Origin of the sequence: Paracoccus gahaiensis, from assembly GCF_005048225.1 — a bacterium.
Lineage (GTDB): Bacteria > Pseudomonadota > Alphaproteobacteria > Rhodobacterales > Rhodobacteraceae > Paracoccus > Paracoccus gahaiensis.
Map to the genome: position 1 here is coordinate 1 of NZ_SUNI01000013.1, position 18,728 is coordinate 18,728.

General features: G+C 68.5%; 16 protein-coding genes. 12 read left to right on the top strand and 4 right to left on the bottom strand.

The genetic code is table 11. The features are described 5' to 3' along the window. Window positions 1–227 precede the first annotated feature (227 nt). From FA743_RS13060 to uxuA, 12 genes are all read left to right on the top strand, one after another. Window positions 228–1,697 carry a phospholipase D-like domain-containing protein gene (locus tag FA743_RS13060; protein WP_136886547.1) on the top strand — a complete coding sequence of 490 codons (1,470 nt, stop codon included), beginning with the start codon at window positions 228–230 and terminating at the stop codon, window positions 1,695–1,697. A 187-nt stretch (window positions 1,698–1,884) separates the two neighbouring features. Next, entirely contained in the window at window positions 1,885–3,555 is a 1,671-nt protein-coding gene (locus tag FA743_RS13065; RefSeq protein ID WP_136886548.1) for a hypothetical protein, read from the top strand. Between the two features lie 147 nt (window positions 3,556–3,702). Beyond that, window positions 3,703–4,917, top strand: coding sequence for a GAF domain-containing sensor histidine kinase (locus tag FA743_RS13070; RefSeq protein WP_136886549.1), 1,215 nt, complete (start codon window positions 3,703–3,705; stop codon window positions 4,915–4,917). A gap of 124 nt (window positions 4,918–5,041) precedes the next feature. Continuing rightward, window positions 5,042–5,500 (top strand): (2Fe-2S)-binding protein, encoded by a 459-nt coding sequence (locus FA743_RS13075; RefSeq protein WP_136886550.1) that lies wholly within the window; start codon window positions 5,042–5,044, stop codon window positions 5,498–5,500. After that, window positions 5,500–7,785: a xanthine dehydrogenase family protein molybdopterin-binding subunit gene (locus tag FA743_RS13080; RefSeq protein WP_136886551.1), complete on the top strand. Its 2,286-nt coding sequence runs from the start codon at window positions 5,500–5,502 to the stop codon at window positions 7,783–7,785. The genes FA743_RS13075 and FA743_RS13080 overlap by 1 nt, the downstream gene beginning before the upstream one ends. A 9-nt stretch (window positions 7,786–7,794) precedes the next feature. Further along, a complete protein-coding gene (locus FA743_RS13085; RefSeq protein ID WP_136886552.1) occupies window positions 7,795–8,187 on the top strand; it encodes a hypothetical protein in 393 nt (130 codons plus the stop codon). A 138-nt stretch (window positions 8,188–8,325) separates the two neighbouring features. Next, a complete protein-coding gene (locus FA743_RS13090) occupies window positions 8,326–9,006 on the top strand; it encodes a GntR family transcriptional regulator (RefSeq protein WP_136886553.1) in 681 nt (226 codons plus the stop codon). A gap of 39 nt (window positions 9,007–9,045) precedes the next feature. Then, window positions 9,046–10,011 carry a TRAP transporter substrate-binding protein gene (locus tag FA743_RS13095; protein ID WP_136886554.1) on the top strand — a complete coding sequence of 322 codons (966 nt, stop codon included), beginning with the start codon at window positions 9,046–9,048 and terminating at the stop codon, window positions 10,009–10,011. Between the two features lie 52 nt (window positions 10,012–10,063). Beyond that, complete coding sequence (locus tag FA743_RS13100; protein ID WP_136886555.1) at window positions 10,064–10,564, top strand: TRAP transporter small permease; 501 nt, start codon at window positions 10,064–10,066, stop codon at window positions 10,562–10,564. Next, complete coding sequence (locus tag FA743_RS13105; RefSeq protein ID WP_136886556.1) at window positions 10,564–11,841, top strand: TRAP transporter large permease; 1,278 nt, start codon at window positions 10,564–10,566, stop codon at window positions 11,839–11,841. Before FA743_RS13100 ends, FA743_RS13105 begins: the two co-directional genes overlap by 1 nt. A gap of 8 nt (window positions 11,842–11,849) precedes the next feature. After that, window positions 11,850–12,926 carry an L-idonate 5-dehydrogenase gene (locus FA743_RS13110; protein ID WP_136886557.1) on the top strand — a complete coding sequence of 359 codons (1,077 nt, stop codon included), beginning with the start codon at window positions 11,850–11,852 and terminating at the stop codon, window positions 12,924–12,926. 29 nt (window positions 12,927–12,955) lie between these two features. Then, the gene (uxuA, locus tag FA743_RS13115; protein ID WP_136886558.1) at window positions 12,956–14,170 is read left to right on the top strand and encodes a mannonate dehydratase; all 1,215 of its coding nucleotides are present in this window, start codon (window positions 12,956–12,958) and stop codon (window positions 14,168–14,170) included. Between the two features lie 10 nt (window positions 14,171–14,180). Here uxuA and FA743_RS13120 read toward each other — a convergent pair whose 3' ends face one another. Genes FA743_RS13120 through FA743_RS13135 form a run of 4 tightly spaced genes read right to left on the bottom strand, consistent with a single transcriptional unit; the run spans window position 14,181 to window position 18,588 of the window. After that, window positions 14,181–14,990, bottom strand: coding sequence for a PPC domain-containing DNA-binding protein (locus tag FA743_RS13120; RefSeq protein WP_136886559.1), 810 nt, complete (start codon window positions 14,988–14,990; stop codon window positions 14,181–14,183). A 6-nt stretch (window positions 14,991–14,996) separates the two neighbouring features. Beyond that, window positions 14,997–16,580: an acyl-CoA synthetase gene (locus FA743_RS13125; RefSeq protein ID WP_136886659.1), complete on the bottom strand. Its 1,584-nt coding sequence runs from the start codon at window positions 16,578–16,580 to the stop codon at window positions 14,997–14,999. 20 nt (window positions 16,581–16,600) lie between these two features. Continuing rightward, window positions 16,601–17,770: an acetyl-CoA acetyltransferase gene (locus tag FA743_RS13130; protein ID WP_136886560.1), complete on the bottom strand. Its 1,170-nt coding sequence runs from the start codon at window positions 17,768–17,770 to the stop codon at window positions 16,601–16,603. Further along, window positions 17,767–18,588: an IclR family transcriptional regulator gene (locus FA743_RS13135; protein WP_246054956.1), complete on the bottom strand. Its 822-nt coding sequence runs from the start codon at window positions 18,586–18,588 to the stop codon at window positions 17,767–17,769. Before FA743_RS13135 ends, FA743_RS13130 begins: the two co-directional genes overlap by 4 nt. Window positions 18,589–18,728 lie beyond the last annotated feature (140 nt).

The following is an 18,728-nucleotide window of genomic DNA, read 5'->3' on the forward strand; positions in this document are numbered from 1 at the left end:
ATGGTCCTCGGACCGATGGCGGACCATGGCTGGCCCTCACGCCTTCCGAATACATCTGCAGGATCTGGACATCCGAGCCAGACAGATTCATCCTGAACCCGATCCACCAGATGCCGGGACTGAACAGCTAGGGGCGCGGCGCTTTCGGGCACATGGTCCGTGCGTGAACATGGCCGTTCACGTCGGACTGTGCTAGACCTGCGGATTGACGAATACAGGAGCCGGGAATGACCGACGTGACAGGACCGTCCGTCCTTCGAGAGGGCGACACATGCTGGAAGGTGGCGCGGGCGGATCGGCTGGCGGTCATCATCGATGCCGAGGACTATTTCGCGGTCATACGCGCCGCCATTCAGACGGCCCGCCACAGTATCCTGCTGATCGGGTGGGATTTCGACACGCGCATCGTTTTGGATCGCCCCTCGGACGATGCCGACGTGCCCAACAAGCTGGGCAAGCTGCTGACCTGGGCGGTCGATCAGAACCCCGACCTGCAGGTTCATGTCCTGCGCTGGAACCTGGGGGCGATGAACGCGCTCGGGCGGGGCACCACGCCCTTGGTGATCCTGAACTGGATGACGGACAAGCGGATCCATTTCCGCTTGGACAGCGCCCATCCGGTCGGATCGGCCCATCACCAGAAGATCGTCGTGATCGACGACGCGCTGGCCTTCTGCGGCGGCATCGACATGACCGGGGACCGGTGGGACACGCGCGCGCATCTGGACGACGAGCCGGGGCGGGTGCGTCCCTCGACCAAGCGCAGCTACGGGCCGTGGCACGATGTCTCGACTGCCGTCGAGGGCGAGGCGGCGCGAGTGCTGGGCGATCTGGCGCGCGACCGCTGGCGCCGCGCGACGGGCGAGGTGCTGGACCCGCCGCCGCCCACCGACAGCAGCTGGCCCGACCGGCTGGAGCCTCTGCTCTGCGATATCGACGTGGCCCTGTCACGGACCGCGCCCGAACATGACGGCCGCGCGCCGATCCACGAGATCGAGGCCCTGTATCTGGCCGCCATCGCTGCCGCCCGCCACACGATCTATATCGAAAGCCAGTATTTCGCCTCGCGCAAGATCGCCGAGGCGATGGCCATACGCCTGCGCGAGCCCGATGGCCCCGAGATCGTCGTGGTCAATCCCGACGAGGCCGATGGCTGGCTGGAGGAAGAGGTCATGGGCTCGACCCGGGCGCTTCTGATGGAGATGCTGAAGACCGCCGACCGGCATGGCCGCTTTCGCCTGTACACGCCGGTCACGCAGCAGCGCAATCCGATCTACGTCCATGCCAAGGTCATGGTCGTCGACGACCGTTTCCTGAAGGTCGGCTCGTCGAATCTGAACAACCGCTCGCTTGGGTTCGACACCGAATGCGATCTCAGCGTCGATGCCGCGATGGGCAGCGAGATCCGGGACGAGACCCGCCGGTCCATCCTGCGGCTGCGCCACGACCTGCTGGCCGAGCATCTGGGCGTCTCGATCCCGGAGGTGGAGGACGCCATCGACCGCGCGGACGGCTCGCTGATCGGCGCCATCGAGGCGCTGCGGTCCGAGGGCCGGTCGCTGGTCCTGTTCGAGGTGCCCGAGGTGAACGGCATCGAGGAGGCCCTGTTCGAGGAAAGCCGTCTGCTGGACCCCGAGCGTCCCTCCAGCCGCTGGCGGGCGCTGCGCCGCCTGAAGCGGATGATCCCGGGACTGTAGGGGTGCGGGCGCTGAGTTGGTCATAAGCCGAATTATGTCAAATGTGGTGCAGACCGCCGGTTCTGCTGATGACGTGACCACATCGCAAAGACGTGGGTGACCCTGGGCTCAGATTGCGTCGGGGCGCGATTGCTGCGATAACTGGACCCGTTGGTTCGTTGTCACCATTTCCCTGTAAGGCGCCCCCATGAACAGACGCTCCGTCCTTCTGCTGACCCTGGCCAGCTATCTTCAGAGCTCGGTGGCCTTTGCGCGAACCTCGGGCACGGCCCTGCAGGGCGGCGCGGATCCGGTGCGCAGGCCCTTCGTCGCGGCAGGCCTGTCGGGGATCGCGGATTGGCAGGCCGCGCAGCCCTTCATCGACGTCATGCGGCAGAGCCGCGAATGGATGGCCCGGTCGCCCTCTGAATTCGTGTCCCACACGAACCAGCAGTTGCGCGAGGCCGGGCATCTGGACGCGGATGGCTGGCCCGTCTCGATCCCCGAGGGCGCGACTTCGGTCGGCACGATCATCCTGTGCGACCTGTCGGCGGACGACACCAGCCTGAACGGTCATTACCGGATGACCTGGCAGGGCACCGGGACCGTGGTCCTGAACGGCACCGCCACCAATATCCGCCAGGGCGAGAACTCGGCCGAATTCGACTATGTCACCTCGGACACCGGCATCGTCTCGATCGACATCACCCAGCAGGATGCCGCCGATCCGGTCCGCAACTTCGTCTGCGTCCACGAGGACCTGCAGGCCGCCCATGATGCCGGAGAGGTGTTCCGGCCCGTCTGGATGGAGCTGCTGCAGGACTTCCGCCTGATCCGCTTCATGGACTGGATGGGCACAAACAACAGCACCCTGTCGGACTGGGAGGATCGCCCCAAGCCGTCCTCGGCCACTTGGACCTTGGGCGCCCCGGTCGAGGTCATGGTGATGCTGGCCAACAGGCTGGGCATCGATCCGTGGTTCTGCATGCCCCATCTGGCCACCCCGGATTACATCACCCGCTTCGCCACCTATGTGCATGACAATCTGGACCCGTCCCTGACCGCGCATTACGAATATTCCAACGAGGTCTGGAACTTCCAGTTCGAGCAGACGCAATGGGCGCTGCAGCAGGCCGAGGCGCTATGGCCCGGACAGGGCGATGGCTGGATGCAGTTCTATGGCGGCAAGTCGGTCGAGATGGCGCTGCTGCTGGACGCCGTCTATGCCGATGCGCCCGAGCGCTATCGCAAGGTCATCACCGCGCATACGGCCTGGATCGACCTGAACCATGCGGCGCTGGACGCGCCGAACTGGGTGGAGGGCGGGCAGGACCGCCGGCCGCCGAAAGAGCATTTCGATGCCTATGCGGTGACGGGCTATTTCGACGGCGGGCTGGGGCGCGCGGCCAATGTCGAGCTGGTCCAGTCCTGGCGCGACCAGGGCGACGAGGCGGCCTTCGCGCTGATGTCCGAGCAGATGATGGAGGGCCGCCACGTGCAGGGCGACGAGGCCGGCACCACGATGGTCGCGCTGCGGGACATGTGGGACGCGCAGAAGAAGATCGCCGACGAGTCCGGTCTGGCGCTGGTCATGTACGAGGGCGGCAGCCATATCGTCCCCGATCACGCGGCGCTCGAGGCCGATCCCACCCTGCTGGATTTCTTCGCCCGCTTCCACTATTCGCCCGAGATGGGCCGGATCTATACCCATGCGCTGGACAGCTTTGCCGAGGCCGGCGGAGAGTTCTTCAACATCTTCGTCGCGGTTTCGGGCCCGGGCCGGTGGGGCTTCTGGGGCGCGCGGCGCCATGTGCTGGATGACAATCCGCGCTGGCGGGCCATTGTCGATCACGACTTGCAGGCCTCGGCCCGGCAGTGACCCCTGTTTCAGGATCGATGTCTGAGCAGCGGCCAGGCATCCTGACGCGCGGATCGTTGGTGGACAAAATATTAACGCGATGGATTGTTGCGCGATCGGCGCTCCCTTATTAAGTTTATGACGACGCCAACAATCCGGACAGACCCGATGCCGACATCCGACGCGACCCCGGCTCAGGATCCGTTTCTTGCCGACGATCTGGCGATCATCCGGGACAATCCCGCCGTGCCGACGATGCTGGAAACGGTGTGTCTGGCGGCCGGTGTGCGCTTTGCCGCGATCGCACGGGTGACGGACAAGAACTGGACGATGTGCTCGGTCAGGGACCAGCTGGAGTTCGGATTGGCCCCGGGCGACGAGCTGGATGTGGGCTCGACCCTGTGCCATGTGGTGCGCACCTGCGCGGCCGAGATCGTCATCAACGATGTCGAACAGCACGAGACCTATCGTGACCATCCCACGCCCCGCCAATACGGATTCCGAAGCTATCTGTCGATCCCGATCCGGCGGCCTGACGGGTCGTTCTTCGGCACGCTCTGCGCTTTCGATCCCGAACCGCGCAACCTGGACGACCAGTCGATCCTGCAGATGGTCCGCCTGTTCGCCAAGCTGATCGGCGACACGCTGCACAGCGAGGATCAGATGCGGCAGATGCGCATCGAACTGGATCAGGAACGCCATATCGCGCAGGTTCAGGAAGAGTTCATGGCCATCCTGGCCCATGACCTGCGCAATCCGGCCAATGCGATCCGGTCGGGCCTGCGTGTGCTGGGCCGCCGGACCGGCGACCCCGAGACGGCCTCGCTGATCTCGCTGATCGACGCGGCGGCGCAGCGCATGACCGACCTGATCACCAACCTTCTGGATCATGCCCGCAACCGCTTGGGCGACGGCATCGTGCTGAACCGCAGCCTCGAGGGATCGCTGGCCGAGGCGCTGCAGCAGGTGGTCGGGGAATTCCGCACCATCTCCTGGGGGCAGGAGATCCGGGCCGACATCGACCTGCCCGGCCCGATCCATTGCGACCGGGCACGGCTGGCGCAGCTGCTGTCGAACCTGATCGGCAACGCCATCACCCATGGCGCCCAAGGCCGGCCCATCGACGTCTCGGCCTGCGTCACCGACGGCCGGCTGGTCATGGCGGTCGGGAACGAGGGGGTGCCCATTCCGCCCGACCGGATCCCCGGCCTGTTCAAGCCCTTCAAGACGACCACCGACCGCCTCGGCCAGCAGGGCCTGGGGCTGGGTCTGGGCCTTTATATCGCCTCGGAAATCGCCACGGCGCATGGCGGCCGGATGCAGGTCGCCTCGGACGAGGCGCGCACGGTCTTCACCTTCACCATGCCGCTGACCCCCGCCTGAGGGACTGTCGCGCAGGTCACCCCGACCCTTCACCGGGAACCGCACCGCCCGCCTGGCGTTGGCGATCACGTCACGGTGTGCTCACCGCCGTGATGGACCCCGATCTGAAAGCGAGGAAGCCATCATGATCACCCTCACCGTGAACGGAACCGAACGCAGTTTCGATGGCGACCCCGAGATGCCGCTGCTGTGGTATCTGCGCGACGAGCTGGGCCTGACCGGCACCAAATTTGGATGCGGCATCGCCCAATGCGGCGCCTGCACGATCCATCTGGACGGCTATCCGACCTTCGCCTGCATCACACCCATCTCGATCGCCGAAGGCTCGGACGTGCGCACCATCGAGGGTCTGGCCGAGAATGGCGACCATCCGGTGCAGGTCGCGTGGCGCGATCTGAACGTGTCGCAATGCGGCTACTGCCAGGCGGGCCAGATCATGCAGGCGGCGGCGCTGGTCGACAGCACCCCCGACCTGACCGACGAGGATATCGACGTGGTGATGAGCGCGAACCTCTGCCGCTGCGGGACCTATCCGCGCATCCGGGCCGCGATCAAGCAGGCCGCACAGGCGGGGACGGAATGATGGCCGGCAGCATGATCGCGAATGTCAGCCGCCGCTCCCTATTGCTGGGCCTGGGTGCCGGCAGCCTGGTTCTGGCCGTGGGCCTGCCCGCCCGGGGCCGCGCGCAGGACGCGCCGGTCGAGTTCGGCGCCGATGCCATGCCCAACGGCTGGCGCGACGACCCCAACGTCTTCGTCTCGATTGCCGAGGATGGCATCGTCACCGTGACCGTCCACCGCGCCGAGATGGGACAGGGCGTGCGCACCTCGATCGCCATGGTCGTGGCGGATGAGCTGGAGGCGGACTGGGACATGGTCCGCGTGACCCAGGCTCCCGGCGACGAGCCACGCTATGGCAACCAGGACACCGACGGTTCGCGCAGCCTGCGCCATTTCTTCAATCCAATGCGCCGCGCCGGGGCCTCGGCCCGCGCGATGCTGGAACAGGCGGCCGCCGAGGCCTGGGACGTGCCCGTGGCCGAGGTGCGCGCCGAGGGCCATGCCGTGCGCCACGAGGGCTCGGACCGCAGCATGGGCTTTGGCGAGTTGGCCACCGCCGCCGCCGCCCTGCCGGTCCCGGACCGCGAGGGGCTGCGCCTCAAGGATCCCGCCACCTTCCGCTATGTCGGCAAGAGCGATATCGGGCTGGTCGACAATGACGACATCACGCGCGGCACCACGACCTATGGGATCGACGTGCGCCGCGAGGGGATGCTCTATGCCGTCATCGCCCGCCCGCCGGTCTTCGGGGGCCGCGTCGCCAGCTTGGACGACAGCGCCGCCCTGCAGGTCGCCGGGGTCGAGCGGATCGTGCGTCTGGACCCGCCCGCCATTCCAGCCGAGTTCCAGCCGCTTGGCGGCGTCGCCGTCATCGCCCGCAACACCTGGGCCGCGATCAAGGGCCGCGAGGCGCTGGTCATCGAATGGGAGGACGGCCCCCACGGCGCCTATTCCTCCGAGGACTACAAGGCCGAGCTGGAGGCCGCAGTGCAGACCGGCGACGGCAAGCTGATCCTGAACCGAGGCGATGTCGAGGCCGCGCTGGCCGAGGCGCCGACCCGCGTGGTCGCGGAATACTACATCCCCCATCTGGCGCAGGCGCCGATGGAGCCGCCCGCCGCCGTGGCCGATGTGCGCGACGGATCCTGCGAGGTCTGGGCCTGCGTGCAGGCGCCCCAGGTCACCCGCCTGCGCCTGGCGCAGCGCATGGAGCTGCCCGAGGAGGACGTGACCGTCAATGTCACGCTTCTGGGCGGCGGCTTCGGGCGCAAGTCCAAGCCCGATTTCGTGCTGGAGGCCGCGATCCTCAGCCGCGAGGCGGGCGCCCCGGTCAAGCTGACCTGGACGCGCGAGGACGACCTGCATCACAGCTATTACCACACCGTCTCGGTCGAGCGGATGGAGGCGGGACTTGACGCGGACGGCAAGGCAGTCGCCTGGCTGCACCGCACCGCCGCCCCGACGATCGGGTCGATCTTCGCCCCCGATCCCAAGGAGAAGCTGCCCTTCGAGCTGGGCATGGGCCTGACCAACATGCCCCTCGATATTCCCAACGTGCGGGCCGAGAACCCGCAGGCCCCCGCGCATGTGCGGATCGGCTGGTACCGGTCGGTCTCCAACATCCCGCATGCCTTCGCCATCCAGTCCTTCATCGCGGAACTGGCCGAGGCGGCGGGCCGCGATCCGCGCGACTACCTGCTGGAGGTGATCGGCCCGGCCCGGCTGATCGACCCGAGCGAGATCGGCGATGTCTGGAACTATGGCGAGAACCCCGACCGCTATCCCATCGACACCGGGCGCCTGCGCAAGGTGACCGAGACGGTGGCCGAGGCGATCGGATGGGGCCGCGAGATGCCCTCGGGCCGGGGTCTGGGACTGGCGGCGCATTACAGCTTCGTGAGCCATGTCGCGGTGGCGGTCGAGGTCGAGGTGATCGACGGCGAGGTCCGCATCCCCCGGGTCGAGATCGCCATCGATTGCGGCGCCCATGTCAACCCGGACCGCATCCGGTCCCAGATGGAGGGCGCGGTCATCATGGGCGCGGGCCAGGCGCTGACGACCGAGATCACCTTCCAGGACGGGCGCGCGCAGCAGGGCAATTTCGACAGCTATCTGATCCCGCGCATGGAAACCGCCCCGCGCGAGATCAACGTGCATCTGGTGTCCTCGGGCGGCTACGACCAGCCCTTGGGCGGGGTGGGCGAGCCGGGCCTGCCGCCGGTGGCCCCGGCCATCGCCAACGCGATCTTTGCCGCGACCGGGCGGCGCATCCGCCGCCTGCCGGTCGCCGATCAACTCCGCAGCTGAGGACATGCCATGACCCTGAAACAGATCCTTCTGGCAGCGGGCCTTGCGCTGGTCGCCGGACCCGCCGCCGCCGATTGCGCCGACCGCATCACTTTCCTGGAAGAGGTGCTGGACGACGCGGCTCGGCTGGCCATGTCGGCCTCGTCCGGCGGTCAGGGGGTCGCGGGCGCCCGCGTGTCCGTGGCCATGACCGAGGAGGGGACCGAGGAGCCGGTGCCTTATCAGGACGAGGCGGATGCCGAGGAGGCCGTCGAGGACACCGAAGAGGCCGGTGACGGCGGCGACGCCCTGATCGAAGCCCGGGCGCAGCTGGGCGAGGCCCGCAACTTGGCAGAGGATGGTGATGAGGAGGCCTGCACCACCCAGGTCCGCGAGATCTTGGTCGGGCTGATCCAGGACTGATCCGCGCCCCTCACCCCTGACATGACCCGCAGCCACCCCCGGCTGCGGGTTTTTTGCTGCCTTCTCGCAAGGCAGCGTGAAAACCGCTTTTGTGGAATGGTAGTATAGTGTAAAGGTGATCCTAGGGGAGGATCGCCGATGATCGCAGCTACGCTATTGGAGCCAAGGACGCGCGTCAGCACCGCCGCGCAGGTCTGCGAGATCCTGCGCGAGGCCATCATCACCCACGCCCTGCCCCCCGAGACCCGCCTGTCCGAGATCGAGACCGCGCAGCGCTTCGGCGTCAGCCGCCAGCCCGTCCGCGAGGCGTTCATCGCGCTGGCCGCCCAAGGGCTGGTCGACGTGCGCGCGCAGCGTGGCACCTTCGTGACCCGCATCTCGCTGGACGCGGTGATGGATGCCCGCTTCGTGCGCGAGGCGGTCGAGGCCGATATCGTCAAGCTGCTGGCCGCCGATCCCGATCCCGCCCTGATCGCCGATCTGCAGGACCAGCTGACCCGACAGGCGCAATTGACCGGCAGCGCCGCCCCCAAGTTCATCCAGGCCGACGAGACCTTCCACCGCACCTTGGCCGAAGGCGCGGGCAAGGCCAGCGCCTGGCGCGTGGTGGTGGCGATGAAGGCGCAGATGGACCGCGTGCGCGTGCTCTCCAGCCAGCATTTCCCGATCGACCGGCTGATCGACCAGCACCGCGCGCTGGTCGCGGCCATCGCCGCGGGCGACGTGGCCGGCGCCGAGGCGGCGATCCGCACGCATCTGCAGGGCATTCTGGCCGATCTGCCGATCATCCGGCAGGACCGCCCCGATTACTTCACCTGACCCCGGCACAGCCGGCACCGATCCTTGGAGGAGGACCCCATGACCCTGACCCGCATCTTCGCCACCGGCCTGGCCGCATCCCTGATGGCCACCACCGCGATGGCCGCCGACGTGACCCTGAAGCTGGGCCACCTGGCCAACGAGGAGAACATCTGGCATCTGGCCGCCCTGCATTTCGCCGAAGAGGTCGCGACTGGCACCGAGGGCCGCGTTGAGGTCCAGGTCTTCCCCAATGAGTCGCTCGGGAAGGAGATCGACGTCATCAACGGCATGCAGCTGGGCACCGCCGACATGACCATCACCGGCGAGAGCCTGCAGAACTGGGCGCCGATGGCCGCGTTGCTGGCGCTGCCCTATGCCTATCGCTCGCTCGAGCATATGGACGAGGTCGCCTCGGGCGAGATCGGCGAGCAGATCGAGGCCCAGATCATCGAGATGGCCGACATCCGCCCGCTGACCTATTTCGCCCGCGGCCCGCGCAACCTCTCCGCGGGGCGCGAGATCACCACGCCCGCCGATCTGGACGGCTTCAAGCTGCGGGTGCCGAACGTGCCGCTGTTCGTGTCCGCCTGGCAGGCGCTTGGCGCCAATCCGACGCCGATGGCCTTCTCCGAGGTCTTCACCTCGCTGCAGAACGGCACCATCGAGGGGCAGGAGAACCCGCTGGCCCTGTTCCAGTCGGGCGGCTTCTACGAGGTGCAGAAGACCGTGAACCTGACCGAGCATGTCCGGTCCTGGATCTATCTGACCATCTCGGAAAACGCCTGGAACAAGCTGTCCGAGGCCGATCAGGCCGTCGTGCAGGCCGCCGCCGACAGCACCCAGGCCTTCGAGCGCGAGATGTTCATGGAGAACGAGCAGGAGCTGGTCGCCCAGCTGGAGGCCGAGGGCGTGACCTTCGTCGAGGTCGATCAGGAGGCCTTTGCCGAGGCGGCCCGCGACGCGGTGATCGCCGGCGTGGCCGAGGACATCCGTCCCACGGTCGAGGACATCTTCAACAACTGACACCGCAGGCGGCGGGGCGCCCGGCGCCCTGCCCCGTTACCGGAGTGATCGCATGACACAGGCCTTCAAGGCGCTGGAGGGGCTGTGCCGCCTTCTGATCCTGGCCGCCTTCCTGCTGCTGTCGGCATCCGTGCTGCTGCAGGTCTTCGCGCGCACCTTCCTGCCCACCGCCCCGGTCTGGACCGAGGAGCTGACGCGCTTCTGCCTGATCTATATCGGTGCGCTCGGGGCCGGGCTGGCGCTGCGCAGCGGCGACATGGTGAACGTGGATCTGCTGTGCGAAAGCCTGCCGGGCCGCTGGCCGTGGATCCTGCGGCTGGTCAGCGCGGTTCTGACGGCGCTGTTCTCCGCCGCCCTGCTGGGGGCAGCGTGGCAGTACACGCGGGTGGGCGTGCGCCAGACCGCGCCCTCCCTGGGCTGGCGGATGGATTTCCTGCACGCCTCGATGCTGGTGCTGTTCGTGGCGCTTGGCCTCTGGGCGCTGATGCGCATCTTCGAGATGCTGACCGGTCGCCATGACGGCCGCCCCATCCCCGTGTCGGAGGATCTCTGATGGGTCTGACCCTGCTTCTGTCCGTCTTCGTGCTGGGGCTGGCCATCGGCCTGCCGGTGGCGGTGACGCTTGGCCTGTCCTCGATGGCCTATCTGCTGTTCGCCGACATCCCCTTCGTGGTGATCCCGCAGAAGATGTATGCGGGCATGGACAGCTTCGTGCTGCTGTGCATCCCGGGCTTCATCCTGGCCGGCAACCTGATGAACTCGGGCGGCATCACCGAGCGGATCATCCGCTTTGCCAATGCGCTGGTCGGCTGGATGCGCGGCGGGCTGGCCCAGGCCAATATCGCGGCATCCATGCTGTTTGGCGGCATCTCGGGCACGGCGGTCGCCGATGTGGCCTCGGTCGGCGGCATGATGATCCCCGGCATGAAGAAAGCGGGCTATCCGGCGGCGTTTTCCGCCGCCGTCACCGCCGCCTCGTCCACGGTGGGGCCGATGATCCCGCCAAGCGTGCCGATGATCATCGTCGGATCGCTGTCGGGCATGTCGGTGGGCAAGCTGTTTCTGGGCGGCGCCATCCCCGGCATCCTGATGGGGCTGGCGATGATGATCACGACCGTCATCCTGGCCCGCAGGCACGGCTTCCCGCGCGAGCCGTGGCAGGGCATGAAGGAGCTGTTCAGCTCGTTCACCGGGGCCATCTGGGCCATCGCGATGACGGTGCTGATCGTGGGCGGGCTGCTGACCGGCATCACCACGCCCACGGAGACGGCCATCGTCGCCTGTCTCTATGCGATGCTGGTGGGGCTGTTCATCTATCGCGAGCTGCCGTGGCGCGCGATCCCCGGGATCATCACCAACAGCGCGATCAGCTCGGCCGGGATCCTGGTGCTGGTGGGCACGGCCAATGTCTTCGGCTGGATCCTGGTGTCGGAACGCATCCCGCAGATGCTGGCCGACGGGGTGCTGTCGGTCACCCAGAACAAGTTCATCGTGATCCTGCTGATCAACCTGCTGCTGCTGTTCGTCGGCATGTTCATGGAGACGATCGCGGCGCTGATCATCCTCTTCGTGCCCCTGCAGACGCTGGCGCTGGCGGTGGGGATCGATCCGCTGCATTTCGCGGTCTTCGCGGTGATGAACCTGATGATCGGGCTGACCACGCCGCCGGTGGGGGTGTGTCTGTTCGTGGCCGCCAATATCGCGCGCCTGCCGCTGTCGCCGGTGATCCGGGCGATCACGCCCTACATCATCACCAATATCATCATGCTGCTGATGGTCAGCTATTTCCCGCCGCTGTCCACCTGGCTGCCCAACAGGCTGATGCCCTGAGGCCCCCCATGACCGAGACGACCGACACCCGGACCCGCGCCGTCCGCCTGAACGGGCAGGACGACCTGACCATCGCCACCACCTACCTGCCCGCCCTTGGGCCTGGAGAGGTCCGTGTGGCCGTGCTGGCGGGGGGCATCTGCGGGTCCGACCTGCATTACTGGCAGGAGGGCGGTATCGGCACCATCCGCGTGCGCGAGCCGATCATCCTGGGCCACGAGGCGGCAGGGCGGATCGAGGCCCTGGGCGCAGACGTCACCGGGCTGGCGGTGGGCCAGCTGGTCGCCATGAACCCCTCGCATCCCTGCGGAGACTGTGCTTTTTGCGCCCAAGGCCTGCCGCATCACTGCATGGCGATGCGCTTCAAGGGCTCGGCCATGTATCTGCCGCATGAACAGGGGATGTTCCGCGACCGCATGGTGATCGGTGCCGCGCAATGCCATCCCCTGCCCCAGGGCATCACCCCCGGCGCCGCCGCCTGCGCCGAGCCACTGGCCGTCTGCCTGCATGCCGCCAACCGGGCCGAGGCCCTGGCCGGGCCGCTGGCGGGCAAGACCGTGCTGGTGACCGGCGCGGGGCCCATCGGCGCGCTCTGCGTGGCGGTGGCCCGGCAGCGCGGCGCGGCCAGGATCATCGTGACCGACATCCAGGACGCCACGCTGGCCGTCGCCCGCCGCATGGGCGCGGATCATTCGGTGAACCCGGTGACGGACCCGGACGGCCTGGCCGCCTGGCAGCAGGACAAGGGTCGCGTCGATCTGGTCTTCGAATGTTCGGCGGCCGCCTCGGCCATCCGCGATTCGGTGGCCTGCCTGCGCCCGCTTGGCACGCTGGTGCAGGTGGGGGTCGCGGGCCCCACGCCGATGCCCCTGAACCTGATGGTCGGCAAGGAGATCGTCTTTGCCGGATCGCACCGCTTCGACACCGAATTCGCCGAGGCCGTCCGGCTGATCGGCGCGGGGGACATCGACCCCCGCCCGATGATCACCGCCACCTATCCGATGGCGGAGGCCGAAACGGCCTTCCGCACCGCCTCTGACCGCGCGCAGTCGGTCAAGGTGCAACTTTCCTTCGCCGACAGCTGATCGGCCCGCTGACAGAAAGACCCCATTCCATGAGACAGACCTGGCGCTGGTTCGGCCCGAAAGACCTGGTTTCCATCGACGACATGCTGCAGGCGGGCGTCGAGGGCGTCGTCACCGCCCTGCACCACATCCCCACCGGCGAGGTCTGGCAGCCCGCCGAGATCGCGCAGCGCCAGGCGGCCCTGGCGGTGATGTCGGACGGCGCGCCCTCGGGCCTGGCTTGGGAGGTCGTCGAAAGCCTGCCCGTGTCCGAGGACATCAAGCGCCAGACCGGCGACTGGAAACGGCACATCGAGAACTGGAAGACCTCCATGCGGCATCTGGCGGCGGCGGGGATCGAGGTGATCTGCTACAACTTCATGCCGATCCTGGACTGGACGCGGACCGACCTGTCCTATCGGCTGAAGAACGGCGCCACCTGCATGCGCTATGACGCGATCGATTTCGCGGCCTTCGATCTGTTCATCCTGAACCGCAGGGGCGTGGCGGACGACTATACCCCCGAGGTGACCGAGGCCGCCCGGGCGCGTCTGGCCACCATGTCCGACGCCCGTCGGCAGGAACTGACCGGCAACGTCGTCTTCGGCCTGCCCGGTGCCGCCGAGCGCATGTCGCTGGAGGACGTCAAGGACCACCTGGCCCGCTATGACGCGATCACGCCCGAGCGCCTGCGCGGCCATCTGGTCGATTTCCTGGCCGAGGTCACGCCCCTGGCCGAGGAACTGGGGATGCGGCTCTGCTGTCACCCCGACGATCCGCCGTTTCCCCTGCTGGGCCTGCCCCGCATCATGTCGACCGAGGCCGATTACATGGCGGTCATGGATGCGGTCGATCTGCACGCCAACGGCATCACGCTCTGCACCGGATCGCTTGGCGCGCGGGCCGACAACGACCTGCCCGGCATGATGTCCCGGCTTGGCAGTCGCGTGCATTTCCTGCACCTGCGCAATGTCGCGCTGGAGGACGACCATCTGGGCGGATCCTTCCACGAGGCCGCGCATCTGGAGGGCAATACCGACATGGTCGCCATGATTGCCGCGATCCTGGCCGAGGAGGCCCGCCGCCGCGCCGAGGGCCGGGCCGACTGGCGCATCCCCTTCCGCCCCGATCACGGCCAGGACATCCTGGACGACCAGTCCCGCAAGGCGCAGCCCGGCTATCCGGCCATCGGGCGCCTGAAGGGACTGGCCGAGCTGCGCGGCATCGCCACCGCCCTCTCGCATCCGCTGGTGGCGGGGGCCTGATCGCGCCCGGTCACGCCCCGTCGATCAGCAGCAGCTCGGCGGTGATGCAGACCAGGTTGGCGGGGGCCAGCAGCCCCTGCCCCACCCGGCCCTCGATCCCGACCGAGGCGATGCGCAGGTCCTGCCCGTCCCGGCCCAGGATCAGGATCTCGGTTGCCGGACCGGGCAGGCCCGGGGCATCCGCGAAGCTTGTGCCGATCAGGCTGCCCAGACCCGCGACATGACGCGTCTGCGGCCCGGCAAGGCGCCGGATGCTGTCCCCCAGATCCTGATGGGGGCGCAGCCGCACCAGCCGGGCGGGCAGGCCGCCCGCATGGCGTGACGGTCGCGCGTCGGGAGCGAACAGATCGAAGCCGGTTTCCGCATCCGGCTGCTGCCGGAACGCCGCCCCGTCCAGCCCCCAGCCCGTGACCACGGCCTCTTGCGCCAGCAGGCTGTCCTCGGCCCGCAGATGCCCCATCCGCAGCGCGCCGCCCGCATCGGTCCACAGCCCGTGGCAATGCAGCATCGCGCCCTGTGGCCCCTGCCCCAGATGCAGGCCCGCCGCCACGATCCGGGCGCCCGGCCCCAGCACGTGCGTGTCGCTGTAGAAGGCAACGCGCCCGGCGCCGGGCGGCGGGGCGGGGATGACATAGGACAGCCGCGTGCAGGCCAGGTCCTGCAGCCACAGCCAGGCGGCGTCGAAGCCCGCCGCCTCGACCGTCTCTGCCACTGCACGGTCCAGCGCCACACCCGGCGGCAGGCGCAGTTGCAGGGGATGGGCGCGGCAGGCCACGTCCTGCACCCGCTGCGGATCGGCGGGGCCGGGATGGGTCAGCATCCCGCCTCAGCCCGCCCCGGCCCGGTCCGGCGCGCGTTCCCGCTCCGAGGGCCAGTCGCCGCGCGCGATCAGCTCATCGCGGATCATCTTGCGGGTGATCTTGCCATAGGCCGATTTCGGCAGCGCCTCCCAGATCAGCAGCCGCTTGGGCAGCTTGTAGCGCGCCAGCTTGGGCGCCAGCCAGTCCAGCACCGCCTGCGGATCGGGCGCCGTCCCGGGGCGGGCCACGCAGACCGCCAGCCCGGCCTCGCCCCAGACCGGATCGGGGGCGCCCAGCACGATCGCCTCGGCCAGATCGGGATGGGTCAGCAACTTTTCCTCGACCTCGCGCGGATGGATGTTCGAGCCGCCCGAGATGTACATGTCGGATTCCCGGCCCGTCAGGTACAGAAACCCCTGATCGTCCATGTGCCCCAGGTCGCCGGTCAGGAACCAGCCGTCGCGGAATGATTTTCCATTGGCCTGCGGATTGTCGTGATAGCCCGCGAAGACGGCGGGGCCGATCACCGCGATCTCTCCGGTCTCGCCCGGGGGCAGTTCGACCCCTTCGGCGTCCTGCACCTGCACCTGCATGCCGGTGCGCGCCAGCCCGCAGGTGCCGATGCGCATGGCTGCGTCGTCGGGCGAATGAAGCGCGCGCGGCAGGACGGTGATCGCGCCGGTGACCTCGCCCAGACCGAAATACTGGACCAGCACCGGGCCCAACTTTTGCAGCGCGCGGATCTGGTCGGCGCGGTACATCGGCGCGCCGGCATAGATGACATAGCGCAGGCTGGAATGATCGACGCGGTCGACCGACGCATCCTCGACCAGCAGCTTGACGATGGTGGGGACGGTGAACATGTTCGTCACCCGGTGGCGCTGGACCAGATCCCAGACCTGGACGGGATCGAAGCGCTCTCCCTCGGGCAGGATCGTCGGCACGCCGCGCGCGACCTGGGTCAGCTGGTGGATGCCCGCGCCATGCGACAGCGGCGCCACCACCAGCGAGGCGTCGGCCTCGGTCGTGCCGGGCATCAGATCGCAGAGGTGGTTGGTGACCACGAAGGCCATCTGCCCATGGGTCAGCACGGCGGCCTTGGGGCGGCCCGTCGTGCCCGAGGTATAGAAGAACCACGCCGGATCGTCGCGCGAGACCCCCGCCTCGGGCGGCATCCGGCCCATGTGCCGGGCGATCAGCGCGTCGTGGTCGGGGCCGAGGGGGGATGGACCGATGGGGATGATCGCGGGGACATGCGGCGCGCAGGCGCTAGCATGGGCGGTGAACTCGGCCCCGCAGATCATCACCGTCGCCCCCGAGGATTGCGCGAGGAAGGCCAGATCGTCGGGCGACAGGCGAAAGTTGGCGGGCACCCAGACCGCGCCCACACGCCAGCAGGCGAACATCGTCTCGAACATCTGCAGGCAGTTGGCCGATTGCACCAGAACGCGGTCGCCCTTGGCCACGCCGTAATCCTGGACCAGCGCATGGGCCAGCGCCCCCACCCGCGCCTGCATCTGCGCCCATGTGGTCACCCGCTCGCCATGGATCAGCGCGGGGGAGTCGGGCAGGCGGCGGGCATTCTGGGTCAGGAAATGGCAAAGGTTCATCACCCGGTCGGAAACGGGCGTCACCTCACCCGCTCCAGGATCGAGACATAGTTCGTGACCGCCGCGCCCCCCATGTTGAAGACCCCGGCCATGGTCGCGCCGGGCAGCTGCATCTCGCCCGCCTCGCCCGCCAGCTGCATCGCGGCCATCACATGCTGCGAGACGCCGGTGGCGCCGATCGGATGGCCCTTGGATTTCAGCCCGCCCGACAGGTTGACGGGCAGCCGCCCCTCGCGCCGGGTCACGCCCTCGCGGATGACGCGGTGGCCCTGCCCGGGCTCGGCCAGGCCCATCGCCTCGTATTCCAGCATCTCGGCGATGGTGAAGCAGTCATGCGTCTCGACCAGCGACAGGTCGTCCAGCGTCACGCCCGCCTGCGCCAGGGCCGTGGCCCATGCGGCGCGGGCGCCGCGGAACTCCAGCACGTCGCGGCGCGACAGGGCCAGCGCGTCATTGGCCTGCGCCCGGGCGCGGAAGGCGATGGCGCGGGACAGGCCCGCCGCCGTCTCGGCATCGACCAGGACCAGCACCGCCGCCCCGTCCGAGATCAGCGAGCAATCGCTGCGCCGCAAGGGCCCCGCCACGCGCGGGTTGCGGTCTGAGATCGTGTTGCAGAAGGCCAGCCCCAGATCCTTCTGCATATGGGCATAGGGATTGCGCATCCCGTTCTCGTGGTTCTTGGCGGCGATCATCGCCAGCTCTTCCGACCGGTCGCCGTGGCGCTGGAAATAGCCTGCCGCGATCTGCCCGAAAAGGCCCGCGAAGCCCGCATCGACCTCGGCCTCCTCGGCGCGGTAGCTGGCGCCCAGCAGGATGTCGCCCACCTCGGCCGTGGGCGTGGCGGTCATCTTCTCGGCCCCGACTACCAGCGCGATCCGGCCCCGCCCGGCGGCGATGAAGTCCATCGCCCCGTGCAGCGCGGCAGAGCCGGTGGCGCAGGCATTCTCGAACCGCGTGGCGGGCACATGGGCCAGGTCGGGGACCGCCATGCCGACCAGCGCCGCCTGGAAATCCTGGCGCGAGAAGCCGTTGTTGAAGACGCCGGTGAAGATGCCGTCGACATCGGCGGCGGTGATGCCGGCGTGGTCCAGCGCGGCGGGAACGGCCTCGGCCATCAGCGCCTCGGTGTCGGGGGCGTCGGATTTGCCGAAGCGCGTATGGCTCCAGCCGACGATCATCGGGTCGGTCATGTCTCTCTCCCTGGGCGGGGCGCGGTCTGCGCCAGTCGTGTCTGGATGCGTGCGGCCTCGGCCCGCAGCGCGTGGATCAGGTCGGGCAGGCGGTCGGCGCGCATCCGCGCCTCGACCGCCGCGATGGACAGCGCGCCCGCCAGCCCGCCGCCCGGATGGTGCAGCGCGATGCCCAGGCCCCAGGACCCTTCCAGCACCAGGCCGGGATTCAGCGCCACGCCCTCGGCCCGGGTGCGGGCGACCATGGCCTGCAGGCGGTCGGGCGGCAAGTTCGGATAGCGCTCTGCCAGGGCGGGGGCGATGGCCGACAGCACGGTCGCCACCTGATCGTCGGGCAGGCTGGCCAGCATCGCCAGCGACCCCGCGCCGACGCCCAGGGGATGGCTCTGCCCCGCCACCAGCGCATGGCTGCGCAGCGGGTGGCTGCCCTCCTCGCGCATCAGGCACAGCGCGCTGGCCCCGCGCCGCACCGACAGCAGCGCCGCGTCGCCGGTGACCTGCGCCAGCCGCATCACGCTTTCGCCCGCCGCCGCCATCAGGCCCGGGCGGCGGGCGGCCTGCGCGCCCAGCACCTGCAGCTGTTCGCCCAGGTGATAGGTGCGGCGGGCCTCGTCCTGTTCGACCAGCCCGGCCCGGATCAGCGCCAGCAGCAGCCGCCGCACGGTGGCCTTGTTCAGCCCCGTGTCCGAGACCAGCGCCGCCAGCGTCCGCCCCTCGGCGCCAAGGCGCTGCAGCAGCATCAGCGCGCGGTCCACGCTTTGCGTGCCATTGCCGTCGCGGGGGTCCATATGCTGGATCATTGAAAGCTGCGGTGTCATGCGGAAATCCCGGGGGTCTTGGCAAAGGATGGCCGTGACCATGGTAGGCTTGCAAGTTTTTTCTTGCAAGACGGCGAAACACCGCACCATGATGTGAACCAATGCCACGGGAGGGTGGCCGGGATCTGACGGGAGGATGC